Below are 23,147 nucleotides of genomic sequence, written 5' to 3'. Positions count from 1 at the left end.
CGATCGCCTTACTTGATGTGTTTCAGGATGCCGTCGAGCTCATCCAGGTTGTTGTAGCTGATAACCATTTTGCCGCTGCCCTTGGCCGTATGGTCTATCCGTACGGTCGCGCCCAACTTGTCGGTCACCTCAGTTTCCAGACGGCGGATGTCACCGTTCGCGCTCGGCTTACTTCCGGGTTTGGCAGCTGGCCGGTCGGACTGCATGCGTCGCACCAGCGCTTCGGTATCACGTACGGACAGTTTCTTTTTGGCCACCTGCCGTGCGGCATCGAGTTGTTGCGCCGGATTGCTTAACGCGAGCAAGGCACGAGCGTGGCCCATTTCTATCTCGCGAGATTCCAGCATCGGTTTGACCTTGTCACTCAGGTCCATCAAGCGCAGCAAGTTACTCACCGCCGCGCGCGAACGGCCGACCGCTTGCGCAGCTTCCTGATGGGTCAGTTCGAATTCACGAATCAATCGTTCGAGAGCGCGTGCTTCTTCCAGCGGATTCAGGTTCTCGCGCTGGATATTCTCGATGAGAGCCATGGCGATGGCCGCTTCATCCGGAATCTGCTTGATGATCGCTGGAATTTCATCCAGCTGCGCGATTTGCGAGGCCCGCCAACGGCGTTCACCGGCAATAATTTCATAACGCGGCTGGCCGTCGGCGCCTTTGTCCAGTGGACGCACGACAATCGGCTGAACAACACCCTGCGCTTCAATTGAACGGGCGAGATCTTCAAGGGTGTCCTGACGCATATCGACGCGTGGCTGGTACTGGCCGCGCTGCAACTGCTCAATGGGAATATTGCGCAGCTCGTCTTCGCCGCTTGCCGCCACTGGCGCGGGGGCCGCGGCCGTATCCGGCGCACGCGCGGCGGCCGGCTTGCTCAACAGCGCGTCCAGACCGCGTCCCAGTCGTTTTTTCTTTGTCATTTTGATCTCTGCATCGAGGGTTTCGCCTGGCTGCTGTTCTTATGGTTTTTTAGCAGCGCCAGTCAGTGTCCGGCGGAAGCGCGCTCATCTTCGCGCCGCAATACTTCGCCCGCAAGCGCCAGGTACGCCAAAGCGCCGCGAGAATTGCGATCATGGTACAGCACTGGCCGACCGAAACTCGGTGCCTCGGCCAGGCGCACATTGCGCGGGACCACGGTGCGGAAGACCTTGTCTTCAAAATGCGCGATAAGTTGATCCGAAACTTCGTTCGACAGGTTTATGCGCGGATCGACCATGGTGCGCAGCAATCCGAATACGTTCAAGTCCGGGTTTACGCTGGCCCGAACCTGTTCGATGGTGTTCAACAATGCCGACAACCCTTCAAGCGCGTAGTACTCACACTGCATCGGGATCAGGACGCCATCCGCAGCCGTAAGGGCATTCACGGTCAGCATGTTGATAGAGGGTGGGCAGTCTATAAGGATGAAATCGTAGAGGCCGGCGACCGGCTTCAATGCCGTGCGAAGTTTCATTTCGCGGCCGATTTCCTGCAGCAATTGCACTTCGGCGACGGTCAGGTCTTCATTGCCCGGCAGCAGTGCGAAATCGCCTTCCGGCACAGAAACGATGGCATCCGCCGCCGACACCTCACCCAGCAACACGTCGCAGGCGGTGCTTTCGACCTCGCGTTTGTCAACGCCGCAGCCCATCGTGGCATTGCCCTGTGGATCGAGATCAATAAGGAGCACACGGCGCTGGGTAGCGGCCAGTGATGCGGCCAGATTGACACAAGTGGTGGTCTTGCCTACGCCGCCTTTCTGGTTGGCGACGGCAATAATGCGCGTCATGCGCGCACCTCGAGCTGCCGCGTCAGGCATATCGCGTGCCGCTCATGTTGGTCGAGACCGGGTACTTTCAGTTTGCTCACGTCTGCTTTCCATGGTTCAGCGGCCTCGCCAAGCTCGGCAAGTTCCGCGGCCGGGTATTTTCCCTTGAGTGCGAGCAGCATGCCAGTTTCCGCGATGAGATGTCCGGTCTGCGCCAGCATTCGGGGCAAAGGCGCGAAGGCGCGCGCGATTACGGTATCAAAGCGCTCCTCCGGGGCATACCGTTCGACGCGCGAATGCACGGTGCTGGCGTTGCGGAGGCCCAGCTCGCCAATGACGTGCTGCACGAAGCGAATCTTCTTGCCATTGCTGTCCAGCAGAGTGATCTCCAGATCCGGATCTACGATCGCCAGCGGCAGGCCCGGAAACCCGGCGCCGGTGCCGACATCCAGTATCCGTGTGCCCTTCAGCAATGGCCGCGCGGTCAGGCTGTCGAGGACATGCCCTCTGATCATGCCGGGTAAATCGCGGATCGCGGTCAGGTTGAACCGCGCGTTCCAGCGCTGCAGCTCAAGGAGCAGGAGTGCCAGCTTGTCCGCCGCCGTGTCGGTCATTTCCTGCGGCAACTGGGCCGCACCACGTTTGATCGCGGTCGCGATCGCTGCCGGAGTCATGCTTATTCTCCGTCTAGCAAATGCTGGCGAAAGAACAGCACCATGGCTTGCTGATAGATGTCGCGGTTTTCCTTTTTCTTGTAACCGTGACCTTCATTGAGCGCATTCATGTACCACACCGGACTGCCTTGGGCGCGCAGCGCCGACACCATTTGGACGGCTTCGGTCACCGGCACGCGCGGGTCGTTTTCACCCTGCACGACCAGCATCGGTACTTTGATACGCGACACATTGTTCAGCGGACTGATGGTTTGCAGGTGCGCGCGCATTGCCGGGTCGCGTTCATCGCCGTATTCAGCGCGGCGCAGATCGCGCCGGTAGTCCTGAGTGTTTTCAAGGAAAGTAACAAAGTTACTGATACCGACAACGTCCACTGCGGCGGCGAGACGATCGCTGTAGTGCACGGCGCTCGCGAGCACCATGTAACCGCCGTAGCTACCGCCATAGACCGCTACTCTATCGTCATCGAGATCATCCTGATCGGCTATCCAGTCCAGTAACGCGCCAATATCCCGTACCGAATCCTCGCGTTTGAAGCCATTGTCGAGTGCCAGATAGCTCTTGCCATAGCCAGCCGAGCCGCGCACGTTGGGCACGACCACGGCAACGCCGAGCTTCGCCAGCCACATCTGGTAGGTGCTGCTGAAGTACGGTCGCGATTGACCTTCCGGCCCGCCGTGGATAGAAACCACGACCGGAAACGGACCCGGTCCGGGCGGCTTATAGACCCACGCCGGAATCTGCCGGGGCTTGCCGTCGACCTGGTCGAAGGTCGGGTAGTGCACGAGTTCCGGCGTCACAAATTGCGTGGTATCCAGTCCGCCCACTTCGCTGAATGTCCAGCGCGTCAGCGCACCCGAATCCAGTGGCCGCGGGCCGAGATCGAGCACGTAACTGTCGGCCGGCGACAGCGGCGAGTTCAGGGTCAGGCCGAGCTTGCGATCGTTCGGGCTGAACTCCAGGCCGTAAGCCTGGCCGGTCGGCAAACTGTCCACGCGGCGGTATTCCCGGCTTTTCGTGTCCAGCAGATACAAAGCAGAGCGGCCGTCCTCATTGACCAAAAACGCAATGCGTTTACGGTCGTTGCTGATTGCGCCGGCGTCGACATTCCACGGGATATCCGCGGTTACCAGCTCAGGTCGGCTACCTGGCTGCAACGACTGCCACGCGAGCTGATCGAACTCGCCACCACTGTCGGTGATGAGCCACATGCCGTCATCGTTCTCACTGAACGCCAGCGGGTAATTGGACGACGTCTGTTCACCGCCGCCAGCCAGTCGAACGTGTTCGCCGGTATCGAGATCCAGCAAATGAATACGCGAATCGGCAATGCTGACGTAGTTGTAGGCCAGCAGCTTGCTGCCGGAAGCCGAATACTCGGCAGCACCCCACCAGCTACCGTCCTGCGATTCGAGTACCAGCCGGGCGCTGTCCGGATCGTCCGGGTTCATAACCCAGATATCGTTAGAGGCACCGTTGCGCCGCGTGCTCAGGAAACTGAGCTGGCTACCCTGCCGGTTCCAGACGGTTGCGCCGTTGCGTGACTCGCCATCACTCAACAGCGTGGCAACACCATCATCCGGGTTCAGCAAGAATAACTGCGCGAACTCACTGCCACCCGCATCGCGCTGGAAGCTCAATGTGTTGCTACCCGGTCGGCGGAGGACCCCCGATACCGGCTCGTCAAAAAACGTCAGCTGATGACGTGCGCCACCCGGACGATCAACACGGTGTAACTGGTTCACATCAGCGAACCGGGTGCTGATGAAGATGCTGTTGCCGTCGGCACTCCAGTCCAGAAAGCTGGCGGAGCGTACGTTCTGGAAACGGTTCAGGTCGGCGACAACTTCAGCCGGGATAGTCGGGATGTCTTCCATGACCAGATTGCCGTTGTTGGCAGTTCGCTGGTCCTGCGCGAGTACCGTCGCTGAAAGCGAAAGAAAAGCCAGCGACCCCAGCAGACGGTACGTCATTTACATTTCCCCGGTTCGGTCAGGCAACCAAAAGTGCCATGAAGTCATCGACTGCGGTACTCGCCAGTTGTTCCGGCGCTGCAGCCAGCTCTGCCAGTGCTTGCCACTGACCTGCCGCCAGTTTGCCAGAAACGCTGTCGGTAAACTTCTGCTTGAGCACCGGTATCCCTTCGTCGCGGCGTCGACGGTGACCAATCGGAAAGTCGATGGAGACCTTGGCGGTGGAACTTCCGTCTTTGAAGAAAACCTGGATCGCGTTACCGATATAACGTTTGTCGGCGGCAAAATAGTCTTTGGTGAATTGCTTGTTCTCGCTGACTTCCATCAGGCCCCGCAGCCGGTCGATCCGCGGATCCGAAGCGACGTCGTTCTCATAGTCCGCAGCGGTCAGGCGACCAAAGATCAATGGCACCGCAATCATGTACTGGATGCAGTGATCCCGATCGGCCGGATTATCGAGTGGTCCGGTCTTGTCAATGATGCGAACACCTGGCTCCTGAGTTTCGACAACGATTTTCTCAATGTCATCGATACGGTCTTTCACGTCGCCATGCAGCTGCATCGCGCACTCTACAGCGGTTTGTGCATGGAACTCGGCCGGGTAGGAAATCTTGAACAGAATATTTTCCATCACGTAACTTGCGTAAGGTTGCGTGAACGCGAACGGCTTGCCCTTGAACAGTACGTCGTACCAGCCCCAGGTCTTCGCGGTCAACGCTGACGGGTAGCCCATCTCGCCGGTCATCGCGATCAGCGCATGGCGGACTGCGCGACTCGTGGCATCGCCTGCCGCCCAGCTCTTGCGTGAACCGGTGTTCGGCGCATGACGGTAGGTGCGCAACGCGGCGCCATCTATCCAGGCGTTCGAGACCGCATTGATGACTTGGTCCCGATTGCCGCCGAGCATCCGCGTAACCACCGCGGTGGACGCAATGCGCACCAGCAACACGTGATCAAGACCGACCCGGTTGTAGCTGTTTTCGAGTGCCAGCACGCCCTGAATTTCATGGGCGCGGATCATGGCGGTCAGCACGTCCTGCATCGTCAGCGGGTCTTTGCCTTCAGCGCGATGCTTGCGGCTGAGGTAATCGGCAGTTGCGAGAATACCGCCGAGGTTGTCGGACGGATGACCCCATTCGGCCGCGAGCCAGGTGTCGTTGAAATCCAGCCAGCGCACCATGGCGCCGATATTGAACGCGCCCTGCACCGGATCCAGCTCATACGAGGTACCCGGTACCCGCGCGCCGCCGGCCAAAGTTGCGCCTGGCACAACGGGGCCTAACAGTTTGGTGCAAGCCGGATAATCCAGCGCCTGAAACCCGCAGGCCAGCGTGTCGAGCAGGCAGTAGTGTGCAGTTTCGTATGCCAGTGCCGAGTCGATGCTGTCGTTGCAAACGTAGTCGGCAATGTCGCGCAGGACCTGATCGGGTTCCGGCCGTTCGGCCGAGCGGATGTCGTGTCCGGACATGAAGCTTCCTCAAAATAATTGCAGCGCGGTAGCAACCGCGCCGGGTTGTAACGGAATGTTTGTCAGTACCGTGGTCGCGCCTAACGCTTTTCTATCGGCACCCAGGTTTGCAGGGCGGGACCAATGTAATCCGCGCCTGGACGGATCAGTTTGTTGTTCGAACGTTGCTCCATGATGTGGGCGGACCAGCCCGTGATCCGGGAGCAAACGAAGATCGGCGTGAACAAGTACGTCGGTATGCCCATGTAGTGGTAAACGCTGGCAGCGAAAAAATCCGCATTGGCGAACAATTTTTTTTGATCCCACATGACGGTCTCAACCGCTTCAGATACGTCGTAAAGATGCGTATCACCGGCCTCTTCTGCCAGTTGCTTCGACATTTTTTTGTTGACGGAATTACGCGGATCCGAAGTTGTGTAAACGCGGTGACCGAAGCCCATGATTTTTTCTTTGCGTTCCAGCATGCCAAGCACGCCTGCTGTCGCTTTCTCGGGTGAGGAGAATTTCTGGATTAGCTCCATCGCAGCTTCATTGGCGCCGCCGTGCAACGGGCCGCGCAATGCGCCGATAGCGCCGGTTACCGCCGAGTGGAAATCGGACAAAGTGCCGGTGATGACCCGCGCGGTAAAGGTCGATGCATTGAACTCATGTTCCGCGTACAGGATCAGCGTCGTGTCCAGGCAACGTTGGTGCAACGCCGACGGTGGTTTGTCGTGCAGCATGTGCAGAAAGTGTCCGGCGACGCTGTCGTCACTGGTTTCCACATCGATACGTTTGCCGTCGGTATGAAAGCGATGCCAGTACAACAACATTGACGGGATACAGGCGAGTAACTTATCCGCCACGTCAGCCTGCAATGAAAAGTCGGTTTCAGGTTCAAGATTGCCGAGCATCGACACACCGGTGCGCAGTACATCCATCGGGTGCGCGTGCGCCGGAACCATTTCCAGCACTGTCTTCAATGCATCGGGCAGGCCGCGCAAGGTTTTGAGGCGCGCGATATAAGCATCGAACTCAGCCTGAGTCGGCAGCGAACCGTGCATCAGCAAATAGGCCACTTCCTCAAAGCGGGCGTTGGCGGCGAGATCGTAGATATCGTAGCCGCGGTAGGTAAGGCCAGCGCCTTCCTTACCGACAGTACACAGCGCTGTTTCACCCGCAACAACGCCCGCGAGTCCACCTGTTTTCTTGCTTGCTGCCATTTTAATTCCTCACTCGGTGCGAATTTCAGTTGTCGCGCTTGCTGCCTTGTTCGGCGAACAATTGGTCAAGTTTTTGTTCGTAGTCGTGGTAGCCGAGAACCTCGTACAGCTCCGCCCGGGTCTGCATCCGCTCGATGACTGCTTGCTGCGTACCGTCGCGGCGCAAGGTTTCGTAGACCTTCTGCGCCGCCGCGGCCATGGCCCGGCTGGCGCTGAGTGGGTACAACGCCATGCGCACACCGACGGATTCCAGTTCGTCGAGCGTGAACAACGGGGTCTGGCCAAACTCAGTCAGGTTCGACAGCACCGGAACCTTGATCGTCGTTGTAAATTCGCGGTATTCGTCAAGGGTCGTCAGTGCTTCAGCGAAAATCATGTCAGCACCCGCCTCCACGTAGGCAGCGGCACGATCGATGGCCGCTTGCTGGCCTTCAACCGCATGCGCGTCCGTACGCGCCATGATCCCGAACTGCTCGTCATCCCGACCATCGACAGCGGCCTTGATCCGATCACACATCTCGCGACTGTCGACCAGCGCCTTGCCCGGCCGATGGCCGCAACGCTTTACGGCAACCTGGTCTTCGAGGTGACAGGCAGCGGCACCGGCGCGCGCCATTTCGCGGACGGTGCGGCCGATCATGAAGGCGCTGCCCCAGCCAGTATCGGCATCGACGAGCAACGGCAACTCACTGATATAAGTGATTCGGCGGATGTCCTCGCAGACATCGTTCAGGGTAGTCATCGCCAGATCGGGGAGTCCGAAGGAGTGATTGGCGACACCGGCACCGGACAGGTAGATCGCCCTGAAGCCCGCCCGCTCAGCAAGCAACGCCGCGTACGCATTGATCGTGCCGGCAATTTGCAGCGGCCGCTCCTCATCAAGAGCCTGCCAAAACCGTTTGCTGCCACCTGCTGCCATCACGTTGCTCCAAATTCTAATGCAGATTAAAACCGGGAGCTGCGCGCCAGCCAGCGGCTTATTGGCCAGCGATGCACGTAGGGGGACCCGGAGCAGCGGATTCTAAACTACCGAACAGGCGTTTCCCAAATGGTGGTTGGGCGCGCAGGCCGCTGAACGCGCTTGCATGGCGGCGAATAATCTACCACTCGTACTAATCGCTGCCGCTTAAAGGCAGCGGGAGATCCGGGCGGAAAAACGCCAGGCGGTGACTCACTACGGCAGATAAAGCGGCTCAGGGAATTGTGACAACCAGACGGCCAGTAACCTTGCCGTCGATGAAGCGCTGGAAATGCTTCGGCAGATCCGCGAACGCCACGGTTTCCGTCGCTATGGCCTCAAGGTGCTGCGGCCGGAGATCGCCGCCTATCCGGTTCCATACGGCCTGCCGCAACAAGCGCGGGGTCTCCACCGAATTGATACCGAGCAAACACACCGCCCGAAGTATGAAAGGCAGAACCGTGGACTGTAGTTCGTGGCTCGCTGCAAGCCCGATGCTCGCAATATTGCCGCCGTACTGAGTGGTGCGAATCAGCCAGGACAAGACGTCGCCGCCCAGATTATCGATGGCGCCCGCCCATTCCGCTTTCTCCATTGGCCGTGTGCCGAAATCAATTTCATCGCGCAGCAGTACTCGCTGTGCGCCTATCGACTTCAGGTAGTCGGCTTGCTCGGCTTTGCCGGTAACAGCAACAACCTCATAGCCACGACCGGCCAGCATGTCGATTGCAATGCTGCCAACACCGCCGGTTGCACCGGTGACCACGATCGGGCCGTTTTCCGGCAGTTGGCCGTTTTGTTCCAGCCGATGAATAGCCAGCGCCGCCGTGTAACCGGCCGTGCCAAGTTGCATCGCCAGCAATTGACTGATGCCGGTCGGCAACGTGATTACCGAATCGGCCGGCACGCGGGCAAACTCCGCGTAGCCGCCGTCGCGGGTTTCGCTCAGACCGCAGCCGTTAACCACCACCCGGGTGCCGGGTTCAAGGGCCGGGTTCTCGCTCGGCTCGACGGTTCCGGCCAGATCGATGCCGCCGACCAGCGGGTAGCTGCGCAGAATCCGGCCAGCACCGGTCGCTGCCAGCGCGTCCTTGTAGTTGATCGTTGAGTGACTGACGCGGATCACCACGTCGCCACTTGATAAGTCGTCCAGACCGAGATCGCAAAACCCGGTTTTGATTCCCTCGTCATCTTTGTCGATGCGGTAGGCGCGAAAACTCTGTGTGCTGCTCATTGGCAATCCTCTAGCGGTCGGACGGTGATCCGTGTTCGAGCCAGTGTTCCAGTCCCTGCGTATTCAGTTTGACGTCCATGCCGATGACGGCGCGCAGGCGCTCCTCATCATGCGCCAATCCGTGCCGGGCAGCACGATCACGCAGATAGTCGAACATGGCCGCTTCAAGACTCGATGTGCGCGTCGCGCTGTTTCGGCAGGACTCGGCCATGGCAACGAAGTCATCAAGGCACTGGTGCAGGTCGGCTGCAAGGCGCGCAATATCAGTCACCCTGCTGTAATGCGTCAGCAAACACTGGGCTGGTGCCAGTGCAACGATTCGGTCCACCGTACGATGCGCTTCGCGCGGGTCGAAATGAACCGGGGTCGTTGTTGGAAAAATAAACTCACCGTTGGCTGTGTCCAGTTCCCGGTAAGACACACCAAAACTGTCGCCCGTAAATACCGCAGACGCCTTGGCATCGTGCAGGCAATAGTGATGCCGGGCATGGCCTTCGGTGTAGAAGCAATGCAGTTCGCGACCATTGAGATCGAAGCGTTGATCGTCCTCGGCAACAATCACCCGCGCCTTGTCGATCGCCTGCAACTTGCCGTACAAGCTGGCAAACACGTCATCGCCGTAGACCGCCTGCGAGCCTTTGATCAGCCTGGAGGGATCGATCATGTGCCGCGCACCGCGCGGATGTATCACAGCTCGCGCGTTGGGTAACGACTGCATAAGTAAGCCGGCGCCGCCCGCGTGATCCAGGTGAATGTGGGTCAGAAAAACGTAGTCGACCGCCGCGGGCGGAAGGCCCTGCTGACGGAGCGCATCCAGTAGAAACGGGACGCTGTGGTTGCTGCCGGTGTCAACGAAGGCGCAGCGGCCGCCTTCATTGATGAGATGGCTCGCCGCGAGCAGTGGCCGGACGTAGTCCGTGTCCACTGCCGTAATGCCATGACCGAGATGCGTACTACGCGCCGTCGTCATGGCATCTCCGCTGTCGTTGCTCAGTCGGACTTGTCCGGTGTGTGTACGCCATCGTCGCGACGACTGTAGAAACGAGCGATAGCCTCGATGTCGTCGTCACTCAGCATGCCGGCAAATGCGGACATCACCGTGCCTGCGCGCTCACCGCTCTTGTACTGTCCAAGTGCGTGTATCAAATAATCCTGATGCTGGCCGGACAAGGTGGCAGGCGTCGGTACCATACCGGCACTTTGCGCACCGTGGCAGGTAAGGCAGGTTTTAGCGGCATCCAGCCCGGCGATGTCATCAGCCGTCACTGTGTCGGTCGCCATTTCTGCGCCCTGGAAATAGGCCGCTATGTCAGCGATATCCTGATCGGAGAGGCTTTCGCCCTGCGCCTGCATCGTTGGGTGCGGCCGATTGCCATCGCGGTATGCCTTCAGCGCCGTTTCGATGTAAGCGGCTTTCTGGCCGCCCAGTTTTGGCACCCGGTAAGACGGGTAGGCATTGCGGTAGCCAGGGATTCCATGGCACCCCATGCACGTATAGGCGAGCTGTTCGCCCTGCTCCGGATTGCCATCGGCGTAGGCGGTCACTGGAGCAAGCGCGCTGAATGCAAGCACGGCAGCGGCGAGGGCGGCGTATCTGTTGACAATATTCACGTTGGGTTTCCGGCACTTACGATGGTCGGACGACGTGCCCGACACAATAGGAGGCCGCTATGTTAGTGGCAGCGGCGGCGTATTTCCAGAGACGGTGTGCCGATTTCGCAAACTGCCACCGTGAAACCGCGTGCTAGCATGCACGCGAAACGGCCCTGCCCCCGTGTGACCGTGGAGGTTGTCCTTGAAACGTTGGTTGTTGGTTGGTTTGCTGGCGCTGGCCGGGTTGTTGTTGATATCGCCCGGGATCGTCGGTCACCTGGCTGAACGCGCTATTGAAAAGCAAATAGACTTTGCCGAAGCCCGCGATCCGGAACTCGCTGTCGACACGACCCGCTTCGAACGCGGCTGGTTCACCTCTGCGGGCCAATACCGTGTCCCGATCACCGATCCGGAGCTGGCCGAACTGGCACTCGCGATGGCCGGCTCGGCCGCGGAAGCCGGCGTGACCCCGGTGTTGCTGATTGATACCCGGCTCGACCATGGGCTGCTGCCCTTCGGAGCTATCGGCCGTGAAGCCAGCTCGTTGTTACCGGCCATCGCGAGCGGACTGTCCACCCTGCGTCTCGAGCTGGCGCCGGGACGTACTGTCGATCTGCCGGGCAAGCTGGTCAGCCGGCTCGGCATCAACGGCTCGGCTCGCTTCCACTACCAGTTGCCAGCCGACCGCCGCGAGGCCAATGGCATTGCCGCCAGTTGGGCCTCGGCAGACATCTATGCCACCAGCAGTACCGACGGCAGCGCATTGCGCGCCGAGGCGAAGCTGGTCGACTGGTCCATCAACCTTGGCGACGAAGCGCTGTCCTTCGCCAGCCTGACATCCGTCACGGATATCGTCATGAGCGAATGGGGTATCGCCGTTGGCTCGTTCAACCTGGAACTCACGGACACCCGGATACGCCAGACGGCGGGTTCGGAGCTGCGCTGGTCGGCACTGACGGCGAACGCGGAATCAGCACTGAAGGACGACTTATTCAACGGCAGTCTGCGTCTGGACATAGCCGACCTGAACGGCGCGCGCGGTGAGCAAGATGTCCATCTGCAGGCTTCAGTCAGTGAGCTGCAAGCACGCTTTCTGCGGCCCGTGCTGCGCCGGATGTCGACCACTGCTGCCGACCCTTCTGCACTGAATGACCTCACTTATGCGCAGGCCGATGAAGAACTGCGTCTGCTGTTGTCAGCGGGCAGCAAATTGACTATCGACGAGCTGCGCGTGGAAACCGACGATGGCGTGATCGCGGCCCTGATGGCGCTGGAGGTACCCGCGTCAGACCGTCTGCGCAGCTGGCCGGGCCTGCTGCTCGTGCTCGATGGCAAAGCGGATGTCGAATTGCCCGTCAACCTGGTCAGTGCAATGCCGGACCTGGCCCTGCAACTACAACCGTTGATTGCCACCGGTTTCCTGCGCCGCGACGGCGACAATTACGTCATGCATGCCGCATATGCGAAAGGCCTCGCAACGATTAACGGCGCGCCGATACCTATTCCCCTGTTGGGTGCTCAGGACGATTGAGGGTGATTACTGGTCAGCGGCAAACGTAAGTCCAGTTCGCCAACGCGGTGGCAGGCAACCCAGGCACCCTCCACATTGCACAGCGGTGGCACTCGCGATCGGCAGCGTTCCTCGGCGTACGCGCAGCGCGGATGAAATCGACAGCCGGCGGGCGGCGCGGCAATGGATGCCACTTCGCCGGGTACGGCCGCCGGATGCCGCTCGACCGTCGGGTCCGGAATCGGCACGGAATCGATCAAGGCACGCGTATACGGATGGCGCGGCCAACGGAATAACTGCTCGCTGGCCGCGTGCTCGAATATTGTGCCGAGGTACATCACCAGCACCCGGTGACTTATCGATTTCACCACGCTCAGGTCGTGCGAGATAAACAACAGCGACAAACCCCGTGCCAATTGTTCTTCGCGCAATAGCCGCAACACGTCGGCACGAACCTCCCCATCGAGCGCGGCCACGGCTTCGTCGAGCACCAGCAATTTCGGCATGACTATCAGCGCGCGCGCCAGTGCAACCCGCTGCGCCTGACCGCCGGACAGCTGCTGCGGAAACCGGCTTTCCATCGCACCCGACAATCCGACTCGCTGCAACATCGTGGCAACGGCAGCGCGGCGTTCTGCCGCCGCCATCCGCGGTTCGTGCACGCGCAGTGGTTCTTCGACAATGGCCGCTACCCGCATCGACGGATCGAGCGATGCCAGTGGATCCTGAAACACGAGCTGCATATCGCGGCGTTGGGTTTGATGCCTGTCTTCGGTCAGAGCCTCGAGCTCAGCACCAAGAATACGAATGCGCCCCGACGCGGGCGGCTGCAAGCCAAGCAACGCGCGGGCAAGGCTGCTTTTTCCGGATCCAGACTCACCGACCAACGCGACCGTTTCGCCTCGCTGCACCTCAAAACTGACGTTGCGGACTGCCTTGATTTCATCACGCTTCCAGACAGCGCCGTACGGCTTGCTGAAGTAACTGACATTGACATCAAGCACTTCAATGAGCGGCGCCGTCACGGGCAACGGCGACACCGTTTTGATGTCATGCAATGCCGGGCTCGCGGCAAGCATCAATTTGCCACGCGCGTGTTTCGGTGCGGCAAAAAATGCCGCCGTGTCCGCCGCCTCAACGATGCGACCTTGATCAAGCAAGAGCGTCCGCCCGCAAATGCCGGCGACGATGCCGAGGTCGTGAGTGATCAACAACAAGGTACTGCCGTAGCGCGCTTGCAATTCCGCCAGCAGGTCAAGAATTTGTGCCTGCACCGTTACGTCCAGCGCCGTGGTCGGCTCATCCGCAATGAGCAACTCGGGCTCGCCCAGCAAGGCTGCCGCGATCATCACTCGCTGACGCATGCCGCCGGACAATTGATGAGGATAAGCCCGCAACTGTCGCGCCGGATCCGGCAAACCAACCTGTCGCAACATGTCAGTAACGCGGCTTACCGCCGCAGCGCCTGCTGCCAGCTTGTGTTCCAGCAACACGCGTTGCAGTTGAGCACCGATGGTCAGGTACGGATTCAGTGCCTGCGACGGATCCTGAAAGACCATCGCCATGCGGCGGGTGCGGACACTGTTGTACGTGTCCATACCGGCGCCACGCAGTTCTGTGCCCGCAAATGCAATGCTGCCCTGGAGCTCGGCACCGTTTGGCAGCAAGCCCATTAGCGCAAGCGCAGTTTGCGACTTACCGCTGCCGGACTCACCCACCAGGCCGATTGATTCACCGCGCTCAACAGTGAAATGTAAGTCCTGCAGCACGGTGTTCTGGCCGTAACGAAGCTGCAGGTCGCTGACATGGAGCAGGGTCACCGGTCGTGCTCCGTCGTATCGAGCGCGTCGCGAAGTCCGTCGCCGAGAAAGTTAAAGCAGTAGAGAATGATCGCCAGCAACACTGCCGGCAGGAGCAATACCCACGGCGCTTGTTCCATGTGCCCGGTCCCACCTTCAACCAGCGCGCCGAGTGACGTTCGCGGTTCCTGAATTCCGAGACCAAGAAAACTCAGGAACGACTCGATCAAAATTGCCTGTGGCACTGTCAAGGTAACGTACACGATCACAACGCTCAGCAAGTTCGGGGTTATGTGCCGGAAAATTATTCTCGATGTTGACACGCCGCTAACCCGGGCCGCAGCGACGAACTCCCGTTCCTTCAACGCGAGCGTCTGGCCCCGAACGATGCGCGCCATATCCAGCCAGTTGACCGCGCCGATAGCGACGAATATCAACAAAAAATTTCTCTCGAACGCGACCATCAACAGAATAACCAGGAAGATAAATGGCAACGCGTACAAGGCATCGACAATACGCATCATCAGTGCGTCCACACGGCCACCGACGTAACCGGCGATAGCGCCGTACACCACACCGATAAGCAAACTGACCAGACTCGCGACGATCGCAACGACCAGTGTGATCTGCACGCCCATCATTGCTCGCACAAAAAGATCACGGCCCAGATCGTCAGTACCGAACAGGTGCAGCCCATCCAGCGTCGGTGGCGCCAACCGCAAATCGAAGTCGGCTGTACGGAAGTCGTTCGGGGAAACGAGTGGACCAAGCACCGCAAAGGCGGCAATGACGATCAGTAATAGTCCGCAGGCACGCACTGTGCGGCTCGACGTAATACGCGCTGTGAGTCTTTGTATCGCCGGGTTCATCGCTGACGTATCCGTGGATCGAGAAAGCCGTACAGCATATCCACCAGCAGGTTCAGCAGTATGACCAGCGTCGCGTAAAAAATTACGCTGCCGAGAACGAGCGTGTAGTCGCGGTTAAGAGCCGCTCGAACGAACAACTGCCCAAGACCCGGAATTCCGAAGATTTGTTCAACGACCACCGAACCGGTAAGGATGCCCGCAATAGCTGGCCCCATGTACGACAACAACGGCAGCATGGCGGGCTTCAGCGCATGATGTCGGACCACGCTTGCGGTTCGCAGGCCCTGGGCGCGCGCGGTGCGAATGAAATCGCTGTTCAACACTTCGATCATGCTCGCGCGGGTCAGGCGTGTGATGTACGCAATCTGCGGCAAGGCCAGCGCAATCACCGGCAACACGAACCGCGACGCCCCTCCGTCTGCGCCGCTCCAACTCGCCGGTAGCACGCCGAGATAAACAGCAAAAAACAGTAAGAGCGCCGGAGCGATGACGAATACCGGCAATGAAATGCCGCTCATCGCGAGTGCGGAGACAATGCGATCGCGACGACTTCCGTGTGCCAGCGCGGCAGCCACCCCGCCGCTGACGCCGACCAGCAAAGCCAGCAGCATCGCAACCGCACCGAGCGCCAGAGAAACAGGGATCGCCGCACCGATGAGTTCCGCAACACTGTATTCGCGATAGCGATAGGAGGGGCCGAGGTCGCCCTGCACCAGTCCCGAAAGATAACGCCAGAATTGTTCGGGGAGCGATTCGTCGAGGTGATAGGCCGCCGCGATGTTCGCTTCGATCTCGGCCGGCAGCCGGCGTTCTTCGTCAAACGGGCCGCCGGGTGCGGCATGCACCATCAGGAATGCGATAGCGATGACCAGCAACAAGGTCGGGATCGCAGCCAACAGGCGAAACAAGGCGAAGCGAATGGCGCCCGTTCTGTGCATTCAGTTACCCATGGTTGTCGCGCGTTATTCTGGGTCGTTGCTGTCGCGCAAACTCAGGTGCTGACTGTAGTGAAAATCGAGCACGTTGTCTTGCCAGCCACGTACACGCGGACTTACCAGGTGTTTGCTGACATGAATGTAGAGCGGGATTACCGGGTGATCGTCGAGCATCTCCCGTTCGGCTTGTTCGAGGTATTGCCGCCGCGCCTGCGGATCAACCTGCTGCGCGGCCTCTTGCATCAGCTCATCAAACCGCGGGTTTTGGTAGCCGGTAAGGTTAGACGCATTACCGGATTCAAAAATGCTCAGGAATGAATGCGCATCATTGTAGTCGCCGTTCCAGCTCAAGCGGAACAACTCTGTAATGCGCATTTCACGAATGTTGGTTACCAGGACGCGAAACTCTTCGTTGATCAGAGTTGCTTCGAAGCCAAGCACGTCTTGCCACATGGATTGAATCGCGAGCGCCAAACGCTCGTGCGTTTCGGCGGTGTTGTAGCGAACTTCTATTTGCAGCGGATTATCGGGCCCGTAACCAGCTTCCAGGTACAGCGCGCGTGCGGCCGCATGCCGCTCTGCCCGCGGCATATCCGCATAGCTGAAACGTTGCGGCTCGTAGTTGGTGATGCCGGGCGGCACCCAGCTCCAGGCCGGTTTCTCGCCACGCGCAGTCACTTTCTCGGTCAACACATCGCGGTCTATGGCCATGGACAGTGCTTCGCGCAGTTTCGGGTTATCGCGCAGCTTTTCCTGCATGAGGTTGAAGCCGTAGAAGTACGTGCCAAGAAACGGCGCCACCCGCAGTTCATCGGGCCGGTCTTCCGCCAGTTGCGCATAGGCCTCCGACGGTACAACCGCCGTGATATCGAGTTCGCCCGCACGGTATCGGTACAACTCGGCGCTCGCCTCGACGGTCACGTGATGCCGAACCCGGTCGATCTGGGTTGCGGCGTTATTCCAGTAATGCGGATTACGCGTAAGCTCAATGAACGAGCCCAGCTCCCAGGTCTGCAACTGATAAGCACCGTTGCTGATGAGCTTGCCGGCGCGCGCGAAACTGTCGCCGTGTTCGGCAATGCTCGCTGCGTGCACAGGGTAAGCACTGACCAATGCGAGCTGGCCAATGAAATACGGTACGGGGTAGTCGAGCTGAATCTGCAGTTGCCGCGGGTTCACTGCGGTAACGCCGAGCGTGTCGGCACTCTTTTGTTTCTCGATGATGGCTGGCGCGTTTGTAACGGCGATCAGCAACTCACCGTAGAACGCGGCAGTATCCGGATTGACCAGCCGCCGAAAGCTGTAAACAAAGTCATCAGCGGTAACCGGGTCACCGTTGGACCAACGTGCACTTTCACGGATCCAGAAAGTATAGGTCCTGCCGTCTTCGGAAATTTCCCAGCGTTCGGCGGCGGCGGGGATCAGTGTGCCATCGGCGGAATAACCGACCAGCCCCTCGAACAAGTCGCGTTGCACGCGGTGCGCCTGGGTCGTGCGGGTATGGTGCGGGTCCAGTGACTCCGGCTCCGGTCCGACGCCGCGGTTCAGGAGCGAGCCTGCCGTGTCCGGCGGTCCGGAACAAGCGAACAACAGCGGCACAACCAACACGGCAACAGCCGTCAGTAACCATGAGCTCAGCTTGTGGTGCTTGGCTTCCAAGTTGTTGTTTTCCCAGCCCCGGGGCACGTGAGCATAGCGCAAATGCTGGCAACGGGTGGCAACCGCGTCGCAGTTTTTACACCCTCAGGCGCTGCGGCGGAAGGTCTGTTTTTTGAGGTGGATAAGCAGCAGGGAGATGGTAGATGGCGTTACGCCTTCCAGGCGCGACGCCTGACCCAGGGTTTGCGGCCGCACGGCCTCGAGACGCTGCCGTGCTTCAGTGGTCAGCCCGGTTACGGTCGAGTAATCGATATCGGCGGGCAGCGCGAGCGTTTCCTGACGGGCATGGCGCGCAATTTCCCGCTCCTGTCGCTCGATGTAACCCGCGTATTTCGCTTCGACATTGAGGGCTAGCGCGACCTGGTCTGCAACTTCGTCTGCGAGGGTGTCGAAGACCGCGGGGCCAACGGCCGACAGCGAACACAAACTGGCGTGATTCAATTCCGGCCGCTTGATCAGGTCAAGGGCGGTTGCCTCACGTTGCAACGGCGAACTTAACAACTCGTTGTCCGTAGCCGTCATGGCCGCCGGGTGCAGCACGATGCCGGCGAGACGTGAACGCTCGGTCTTCACGGCCGCACACTTGTCATTGAAGGTCTGCCAACGTGTTTCGTCCACCAGGCCAAAATCACGGCCGATGGGTGTCAGCCGCTGGTCGGCATTGTCTTCGCGCAACATCAGGCGGTATTCCGCGCGGCTCGTGAACATACGGTACGGTTCGCTGACGCCGCGGGTCACGAGATCGTCGACCAACACGCCGAGGTACGCTTCGTGCCTGGCGGGCTGCCACCCTGCATGACCGCGCGAATGGCGGGACGCATTCAGGCCCGCGAGCAAACCCTGTGCGCCGGCCTCTTCGTAACCCGTCGTGCCATTGATTTGCCCTGCGAAATACAGACCGCCGATAAACCGGGTTTCCAGCGTTAGCTTCAGATCCCGCGGATCAAAATAGTCGTACTCGATGGCATAACCGGGCTGGGTAATGCGGGCATTCTCGAAACCCGGGATCGAGTGCACAAATTTTTCCTGCACGGACTCCGGCAGGCTGGTCGAAATGCCGTTCGGGTAAACAAGACTGGTCGTCAGGCCTTCCGGCTCGACGAAGATCTGGTGCGAGCTCTTGTCGGCGAAGCGAACGATCTTGTCTTCGACTGATGGGCAATAGCGAGGGCCAACGCCTTCGATCTTGCCGCTGTACATGGCGGACTGATCGAGCGCACCGCGCACGATGTCGTGGGTACGCTCGGTGGTTCGGGTGATGAAGCAACTGATCTGGCGCGGGTGTTCAGCGCGCTTGCCGAGGAATGAAAACACCGGCACCGGTTCGTCCCCGGGCTGTTCATCCATCAAGGCGTAATTGAGGGTGGTGCCGTCCAGGCGCGGTGGCGTACCGGTCTTCAAACGGGCTACCCGGAACGGCAGTTCGCGCAGCCGGTCGGCGAGTCGGATTGAGGGCGGATCGCCGACCCGGCCGCCGGGCCGCTCGGTCTGACCAATCAGAATGCGACCGCCGAGGAAGGTGCCTACCGTCAGGACCACGGCTGCGGCGGTGTAACGATCGCCGTTGGCGCACACCACACCGCCGATTTTTTCGTTGCGGACCACCAGGTCGTCGACCGGCTGTTCCACGATCGTGAGACCGGGCTGGCTGAGCAGGATGCGCTGTATGGCCTGCCGGTACAGGTCGCGGTCGGCCTGTGCACGGGTTGCGCGCACGGCCGGTCCCTTGCTGGCATTCAATGTCCGAAAATGGATGCCGGCCTGATCAATGGCGCGGGCCATCGCACCGCCCAACGCGTCGATCTCGCGGGTCAGGTGGCCCTTACCGATGCCGCCGATGGCCGGGTTGCAGCTCATCTGGCCCAGCGTTGCCACGGCATGCGTCAGCAACAGCGTGCGCGCGCCCGAGCGCGCCGCCGCAAGGCACGCTTCGGTGCCGGCATGGCCGCCGCCGACGACGATCACATCAAATTGCTGTTGCTGGGACATGGGGACTCGACAGGCAAGCTCCGGGAGGGCGGATTCTAATCGTCGGCCCCGCCACTTGCCAGAAAAGCCCGTGAAATGCCGCCCTCCTCGTCGACTCCTTTTGACTCCGCTGGCCGCAAAACGGAAGATGAGCGGCTTGTCGACCGAGGCCCGATTGTTGAGAACAGCACTGCTTGCCGCCTTCTGCCTGTTACCGGGCCTGTTGCCAGCGGCACCCGCTGATAGCATTGATTTGCAGGACTGTCGGATCAGCGCAGGGCCTGGCTTTCCGCGCATCAAAGCTCGCTGCGGCATTCTTTTGCGACCCTTGAACCCGGCCGATGCCGGGTCACCACTCATCGATTTGAACGTAGCCGTTGTGCCCGCCCTGAGCCTTGAGCCACAAGCCGACCCGTTTGTTCCCATCGCCGGTGGTCCGGGTCAGGCCTCTACCGAGTTCTACGCGGCGATTGCTACGGCTTTTGAGGATATCCGCAGAACGCGCGACATCGTGCTACTCGACCAGCGCGGTACCGGCCAATCATCCGCCCTTGATTGCGCGGTCGAGGAACCGCTGATCACGGCGACGATAGATGATCAGCAAACGCTGGATGCCACCAGCGATTGCCTCGGGGCACTGGAGCACGATCCGCGTTATTTCACGACCAGTATCGCCGTGCAGGACCTTGAGGCGCTGCGCGAAGCGCTGGGCTATGAACAATTCAATGTGTACGGCATTTCCTACGGTACCCGGGTGGCCCAGCATTACGCTCGCCGTTATCCCGATTCCGTGCGTAGCGTAATTCTCGATGGTGTTGTGCCACCGCAGCTTGCTTTGGGCCCGGCAATTGCCATCGAAGCTCAGCGCGCACTTGATTCCGTGTTCGAGCGTTGTCGGGAAGACGCCGGCTGCAATGACCGTTTTCCACAGTTGGACGCCGAGTTTGCGGAACTCAAAGCGCAGCTCGCGGCCAAGCCGGTCACGGTGACCCTGAATGACCCGCTAACCGGGAGGCCTGACACGCTCGAATTTGGCACGGCCGAGCTTGCCGGTGCTTTACGTTTACTCAGTTACCACCCAAGTACGATTGCATTGATGCCCTTGTTGATCCACGAAGCGGCTAGCGACAACTTCGCCCCTGTCGCCGGACAGTATCTGCAGAATACCGGCTCACTCTCGGAGTCGATTAGTCTCGGCATGCACAACGCAGTTGTTTGCACAGAAGATATTCCGTTTGTAAAGGTCGGCGCGGATGAGCGGGCGGCGCTTGGGCAAACCTATATCGGTCCGGTGCTACTCGATAGCATGCGCATTGCCTGTTCGGTCTGGCCGGCTGGGGTCATCGACGACGATTTCAAACAGCCGCTCGCCACTGACCTGCCGGTTCTTCTACTGTCAGGCGAGGCAGATCCGATCACTCCACCGGCATACGCTGAACTGGCAGCCGTCGAGCTACGCAACGCCCGGCACCTTGTCGGCAGAAATCAGGGTCATGGCCTCGTGTCGCGCGGTTGTGTACCTGACCTCATCGCTGAGTTTGTGGATACAGCTTCAGTGCAGGACCTCGACGCGAGCTGCCTCGAAAAGCAAATGTTCGCGATGCCGTTCTTTCTCGACTTTTCGGGGCCGGCGCCATGATTGAAGTTAACGATCTGCGTAAATCGTTTGGTGCCGTCCAGGCTGTCGATGGCGTTAGTTTTTCGGCGGATGACGGCCGGATTACGGGCCTGCTTGGACCGAATGGCGCCGGCAAATCGACCACTCTGCGCATCCTTTACACGGTACTGAAACCGGACAGCGGCACAGCGACCATTGATGGTGTCGATGTGGTCAACGACAGCCTCAAAGCACGCGGCAAGATTGGCACACTGCCACACGGCTCAGGACTTTATCCGCATCTCACGGCCCGCGAGAACATTCGTTATTACGCCCGCTTGTATGGCGTGGCGGAAGACAGCATTGAAGAACGAATTGAAAGCCTGATTGACGAACTCGATCTGCGTGACTTTGCCGATCGCCGGACCCGCGGTTTTTCGCAGGGCCAACAAACCAAAGTCGCGCTCGCTCGGGCGTTGGTGCACGGCCCCCAGAATGTGGTGCTCGACGAGCCAAGTAACGGTCTTGATGTTATGGCAACGCGCTCCTTGCGGGAGCTCGTACGTACACTAAAAAACGCAGGGCGCTGTGTGTTGTTTTCCAGTCACGTCATGCAGGAAGTGGCGGCGCTATGCGATGAGATCGTCATTATCGCGGACGGTAGAGTTGCCTTGCACGACAGTCCGGACGGCATTCGGAACGCAACCGGCTGCGATGACCTGGAAGATGCTTTCGTAAGCGCGATTTCGAAACCGGGTGAAACCTGATGCGCACACTTCGCATCGTGTTCAGGAAAGAGGTCATGGATAATTTCCGTGACCGGCGAACTCTTTTGTCGGCCTTGCTCATGGGTCCGTTGTTCGGGCCCATTCTGTTTGCTTTCGTTATTAATCTTTCACTCAATCAGTCGCTGAGCAATGATTCCGAGGCGCTGTCGTTGCCGGTGATCGGTCAAGAGTACGCACCGAACTTGCTGAGTTATTTGGAGAGCGAAAACATCGAGGTTGTTGAGGGACCCGCTGATCGCGAGGCTGCGCTGCAAGCGGTTAAGGACGGCACTCATGATGTCGTTGTCATTATTCCGGAAGAGTTCGGCCAGCAATTGGCAGCGGCTGTGCCGGCGTTAATTGAAGTCATATCGGACCAGGCCAACACCGGCGCGGAACGTGAAGCGCGACGGGCAATGCGTGCATTGGGCGGTTACGGCAGGGAGCTGGCGGGACTGCGCCTGTCCTTGCGCGGTGTTAATCCGATGCTTATGCGGCCGCTGAATATTGACGTTGTTGATGTTTCGACACCGAGTGGACGGTCGGCGATATTGCTCGGCATGTTGAGTTACTTTTTCATCTTCGCTTTGTTAACGGGCGGAATGAACCTGGCCATTGATGCCACGGCGGGGGAACGCGAGCGTGGCTCTCTCGAACCGCTGTTATGCCTGCCGGTATCGCGTGACCAGTTGATAGTTGGCAAGATACTCGCCGCCTGTTTGTTCATGGCCTTGTCGTTGAGCCTGAGCCTCGTTTCGTTTTACGTGACCTTGCGTTTCGTGCCGTTGGAACAACTTGGCATGACGCCGAATTTTGGCCCCCTCGTTGTGGTAACGGCGTTTTTTCTGCTGGTACCTTTTGCACTGCTGGGGGCGGCACTGATGACGCTGGTCGCATCCTTCACGCGCAGCTACAAGGAAGCACAAACCTGGTTGAGTGCCGTTCTGTTGGCGCCGACGTTGCCCATACTCATAGTCAGCATTTTGCAGGTTCGTCCAAGTATTGAACTGATGCTGATTCCAAGCCTTAGTCAACACTTGCTACTCAATAGCCTGATTCGCAACGAACCCGTTAACCTGTTGCACGTTACAGTATCGGCGAGTGCGACTCTGGCGCTCGGTGCAGCAACCGCATGGTTGTGCGCGCGTCTGTACCGACGCGAGGGCTTGCTCGGCTAAAAGAACGTTTTCGGTG

At 59.6% G+C, this 23,147-nt stretch carries 19 protein-coding genes; 4 read left to right on the top strand and 15 right to left on the bottom strand.

Annotated features, from left to right (window positions below):
• Window positions 1-8: 8 nt before the first annotated feature.
• From AC0L8N_RS09410 to AC0L8N_RS09365, 10 genes are all read right to left on the bottom strand, one after another.
• Entirely contained in the window at window positions 9-920 is a 912-nt protein-coding gene (locus AC0L8N_RS09410) for a ParB/RepB/Spo0J family partition protein (protein WP_473667384.1), read from the bottom strand.
• Window positions 921-982: 62 nt separating this feature from the next.
• Entirely contained in the window at window positions 983-1,768 is a 786-nt protein-coding gene (locus AC0L8N_RS09405; RefSeq protein ID WP_473667383.1) for a ParA family protein, read from the bottom strand.
• Entirely contained in the window at window positions 1,765-2,421 is a 657-nt protein-coding gene (gene rsmG, locus AC0L8N_RS09400; protein WP_473667382.1) for a 16S rRNA (guanine(527)-N(7))-methyltransferase RsmG, read from the bottom strand. The genes AC0L8N_RS09405 and rsmG overlap by 4 nt, the downstream gene beginning before the upstream one ends.
• A gap of 2 nt (window positions 2,422-2,423) precedes the next feature.
• Window positions 2,424-4,394, bottom strand: coding sequence for a S9 family peptidase (locus tag AC0L8N_RS09395; RefSeq protein WP_473667381.1), 1,971 nt, complete (start codon window positions 4,392-4,394; stop codon window positions 2,424-2,426).
• Window positions 4,395-4,413: 19 nt separating this feature from the next.
• Window positions 4,414-5,862, bottom strand: coding sequence for a bifunctional 2-methylcitrate dehydratase/aconitate hydratase (locus AC0L8N_RS09390; RefSeq protein WP_473667380.1), 1,449 nt, complete (start codon window positions 5,860-5,862; stop codon window positions 4,414-4,416).
• A gap of 80 nt (window positions 5,863-5,942) precedes the next feature.
• The gene (gene prpC, locus AC0L8N_RS09385; protein ID WP_473667379.1) at window positions 5,943-7,064 is read right to left on the bottom strand and encodes a bifunctional 2-methylcitrate synthase/citrate synthase; all 1,122 of its coding nucleotides are present in this window, start codon (window positions 7,062-7,064) and stop codon (window positions 5,943-5,945) included.
• 25 nt (window positions 7,065-7,089) lie between these two features.
• Window positions 7,090-7,983, bottom strand: a complete 894-nt coding sequence (gene prpB / locus AC0L8N_RS09380; RefSeq protein WP_473667378.1) for a methylisocitrate lyase — start codon at window positions 7,981-7,983, stop codon at window positions 7,090-7,092.
• Between the two features lie 274 nt (window positions 7,984-8,257).
• Window positions 8,258-9,256: an acrylyl-CoA reductase family protein gene (locus AC0L8N_RS09375; RefSeq protein WP_473667377.1), complete on the bottom strand. Its 999-nt coding sequence runs from the start codon at window positions 9,254-9,256 to the stop codon at window positions 8,258-8,260.
• A 10-nt stretch (window positions 9,257-9,266) separates the two neighbouring features.
• Complete coding sequence (locus AC0L8N_RS09370) at window positions 9,267-10,226, bottom strand: MBL fold metallo-hydrolase (protein ID WP_473667376.1); 960 nt, start codon at window positions 10,224-10,226, stop codon at window positions 9,267-9,269.
• Window positions 10,227-10,246: 20 nt separating this feature from the next.
• The gene (locus AC0L8N_RS09365) at window positions 10,247-10,867 is read right to left on the bottom strand and encodes a c-type cytochrome (RefSeq protein WP_473667375.1); all 621 of its coding nucleotides are present in this window, start codon (window positions 10,865-10,867) and stop codon (window positions 10,247-10,249) included.
• A gap of 184 nt (window positions 10,868-11,051) precedes the next feature.
• On the opposite strand from AC0L8N_RS09365, the gene AC0L8N_RS09360 reads away from it, so the two are divergent.
• Window positions 11,052-12,380, top strand: a complete 1,329-nt coding sequence (locus tag AC0L8N_RS09360; RefSeq protein ID WP_473667374.1) for a YdgA family protein — start codon at window positions 11,052-11,054, stop codon at window positions 12,378-12,380.
• On the opposite strand, the gene AC0L8N_RS09355 is transcribed toward AC0L8N_RS09360, so the two are convergent.
• The 5 genes from AC0L8N_RS09355 to mnmG form a co-directional block, all read right to left on the bottom strand.
• Window positions 12,368-14,179: a dipeptide ABC transporter ATP-binding protein gene (locus tag AC0L8N_RS09355; protein WP_473667373.1), complete on the bottom strand. Its 1,812-nt coding sequence runs from the start codon at window positions 14,177-14,179 to the stop codon at window positions 12,368-12,370. The genes AC0L8N_RS09360 and AC0L8N_RS09355 overlap by 13 nt on opposite strands.
• A complete protein-coding gene (locus AC0L8N_RS09350) occupies window positions 14,176-15,027 on the bottom strand; it encodes an ABC transporter permease (RefSeq protein ID WP_473667372.1) in 852 nt (283 codons plus the stop codon). Before AC0L8N_RS09350 ends, AC0L8N_RS09355 begins: the two co-directional genes overlap by 4 nt.
• Window positions 15,024-15,965: an ABC transporter permease gene (locus tag AC0L8N_RS09345; protein WP_473667371.1), complete on the bottom strand. Its 942-nt coding sequence runs from the start codon at window positions 15,963-15,965 to the stop codon at window positions 15,024-15,026. The genes AC0L8N_RS09350 and AC0L8N_RS09345 overlap by 4 nt, the downstream gene beginning before the upstream one ends.
• 24 nt (window positions 15,966-15,989) lie before the next feature.
• The gene (locus AC0L8N_RS09340; protein WP_473667370.1) at window positions 15,990-17,621 is read right to left on the bottom strand and encodes a peptide ABC transporter substrate-binding protein; all 1,632 of its coding nucleotides are present in this window, start codon (window positions 17,619-17,621) and stop codon (window positions 15,990-15,992) included.
• 84 nt (window positions 17,622-17,705) lie between these two features.
• The gene (mnmG, locus tag AC0L8N_RS09335) at window positions 17,706-19,610 is read right to left on the bottom strand and encodes a tRNA uridine-5-carboxymethylaminomethyl(34) synthesis enzyme MnmG (RefSeq protein ID WP_473667369.1); all 1,905 of its coding nucleotides are present in this window, start codon (window positions 19,608-19,610) and stop codon (window positions 17,706-17,708) included.
• A 157-nt stretch (window positions 19,611-19,767) separates the two neighbouring features.
• Between mnmG and AC0L8N_RS09330 the strand changes: the two genes are divergently transcribed.
• The 3 genes from AC0L8N_RS09330 to AC0L8N_RS09320 are packed head-to-tail and all read left to right on the top strand — an operon-like array spanning window position 19,768 to window position 23,131.
• Window positions 19,768-21,228 carry an alpha/beta hydrolase gene (locus AC0L8N_RS09330; protein ID WP_473667368.1) on the top strand — a complete coding sequence of 487 codons (1,461 nt, stop codon included), beginning with the start codon at window positions 19,768-19,770 and terminating at the stop codon, window positions 21,226-21,228.
• Complete coding sequence (locus tag AC0L8N_RS09325) at window positions 21,225-21,953, top strand: ABC transporter ATP-binding protein (protein ID WP_473667367.1); 729 nt, start codon at window positions 21,225-21,227, stop codon at window positions 21,951-21,953. Before AC0L8N_RS09330 ends, AC0L8N_RS09325 begins: the two co-directional genes overlap by 4 nt.
• Window positions 21,953-23,131 carry an ABC transporter permease gene (locus tag AC0L8N_RS09320; protein WP_473667366.1) on the top strand — a complete coding sequence of 393 codons (1,179 nt, stop codon included), beginning with the start codon at window positions 21,953-21,955 and terminating at the stop codon, window positions 23,129-23,131. Before AC0L8N_RS09325 ends, AC0L8N_RS09320 begins: the two co-directional genes overlap by 1 nt.
• The last annotated feature ends 16 nt before the right edge of the window (window positions 23,132-23,147 follow it).

Source organism: Woeseia sp. D3-10 (genome assembly GCF_055809415.1).
The sequence above is the reverse complement of the archived record's forward strand: the minus strand, read 5'-3'. Positions and strand labels throughout refer to the sequence as shown.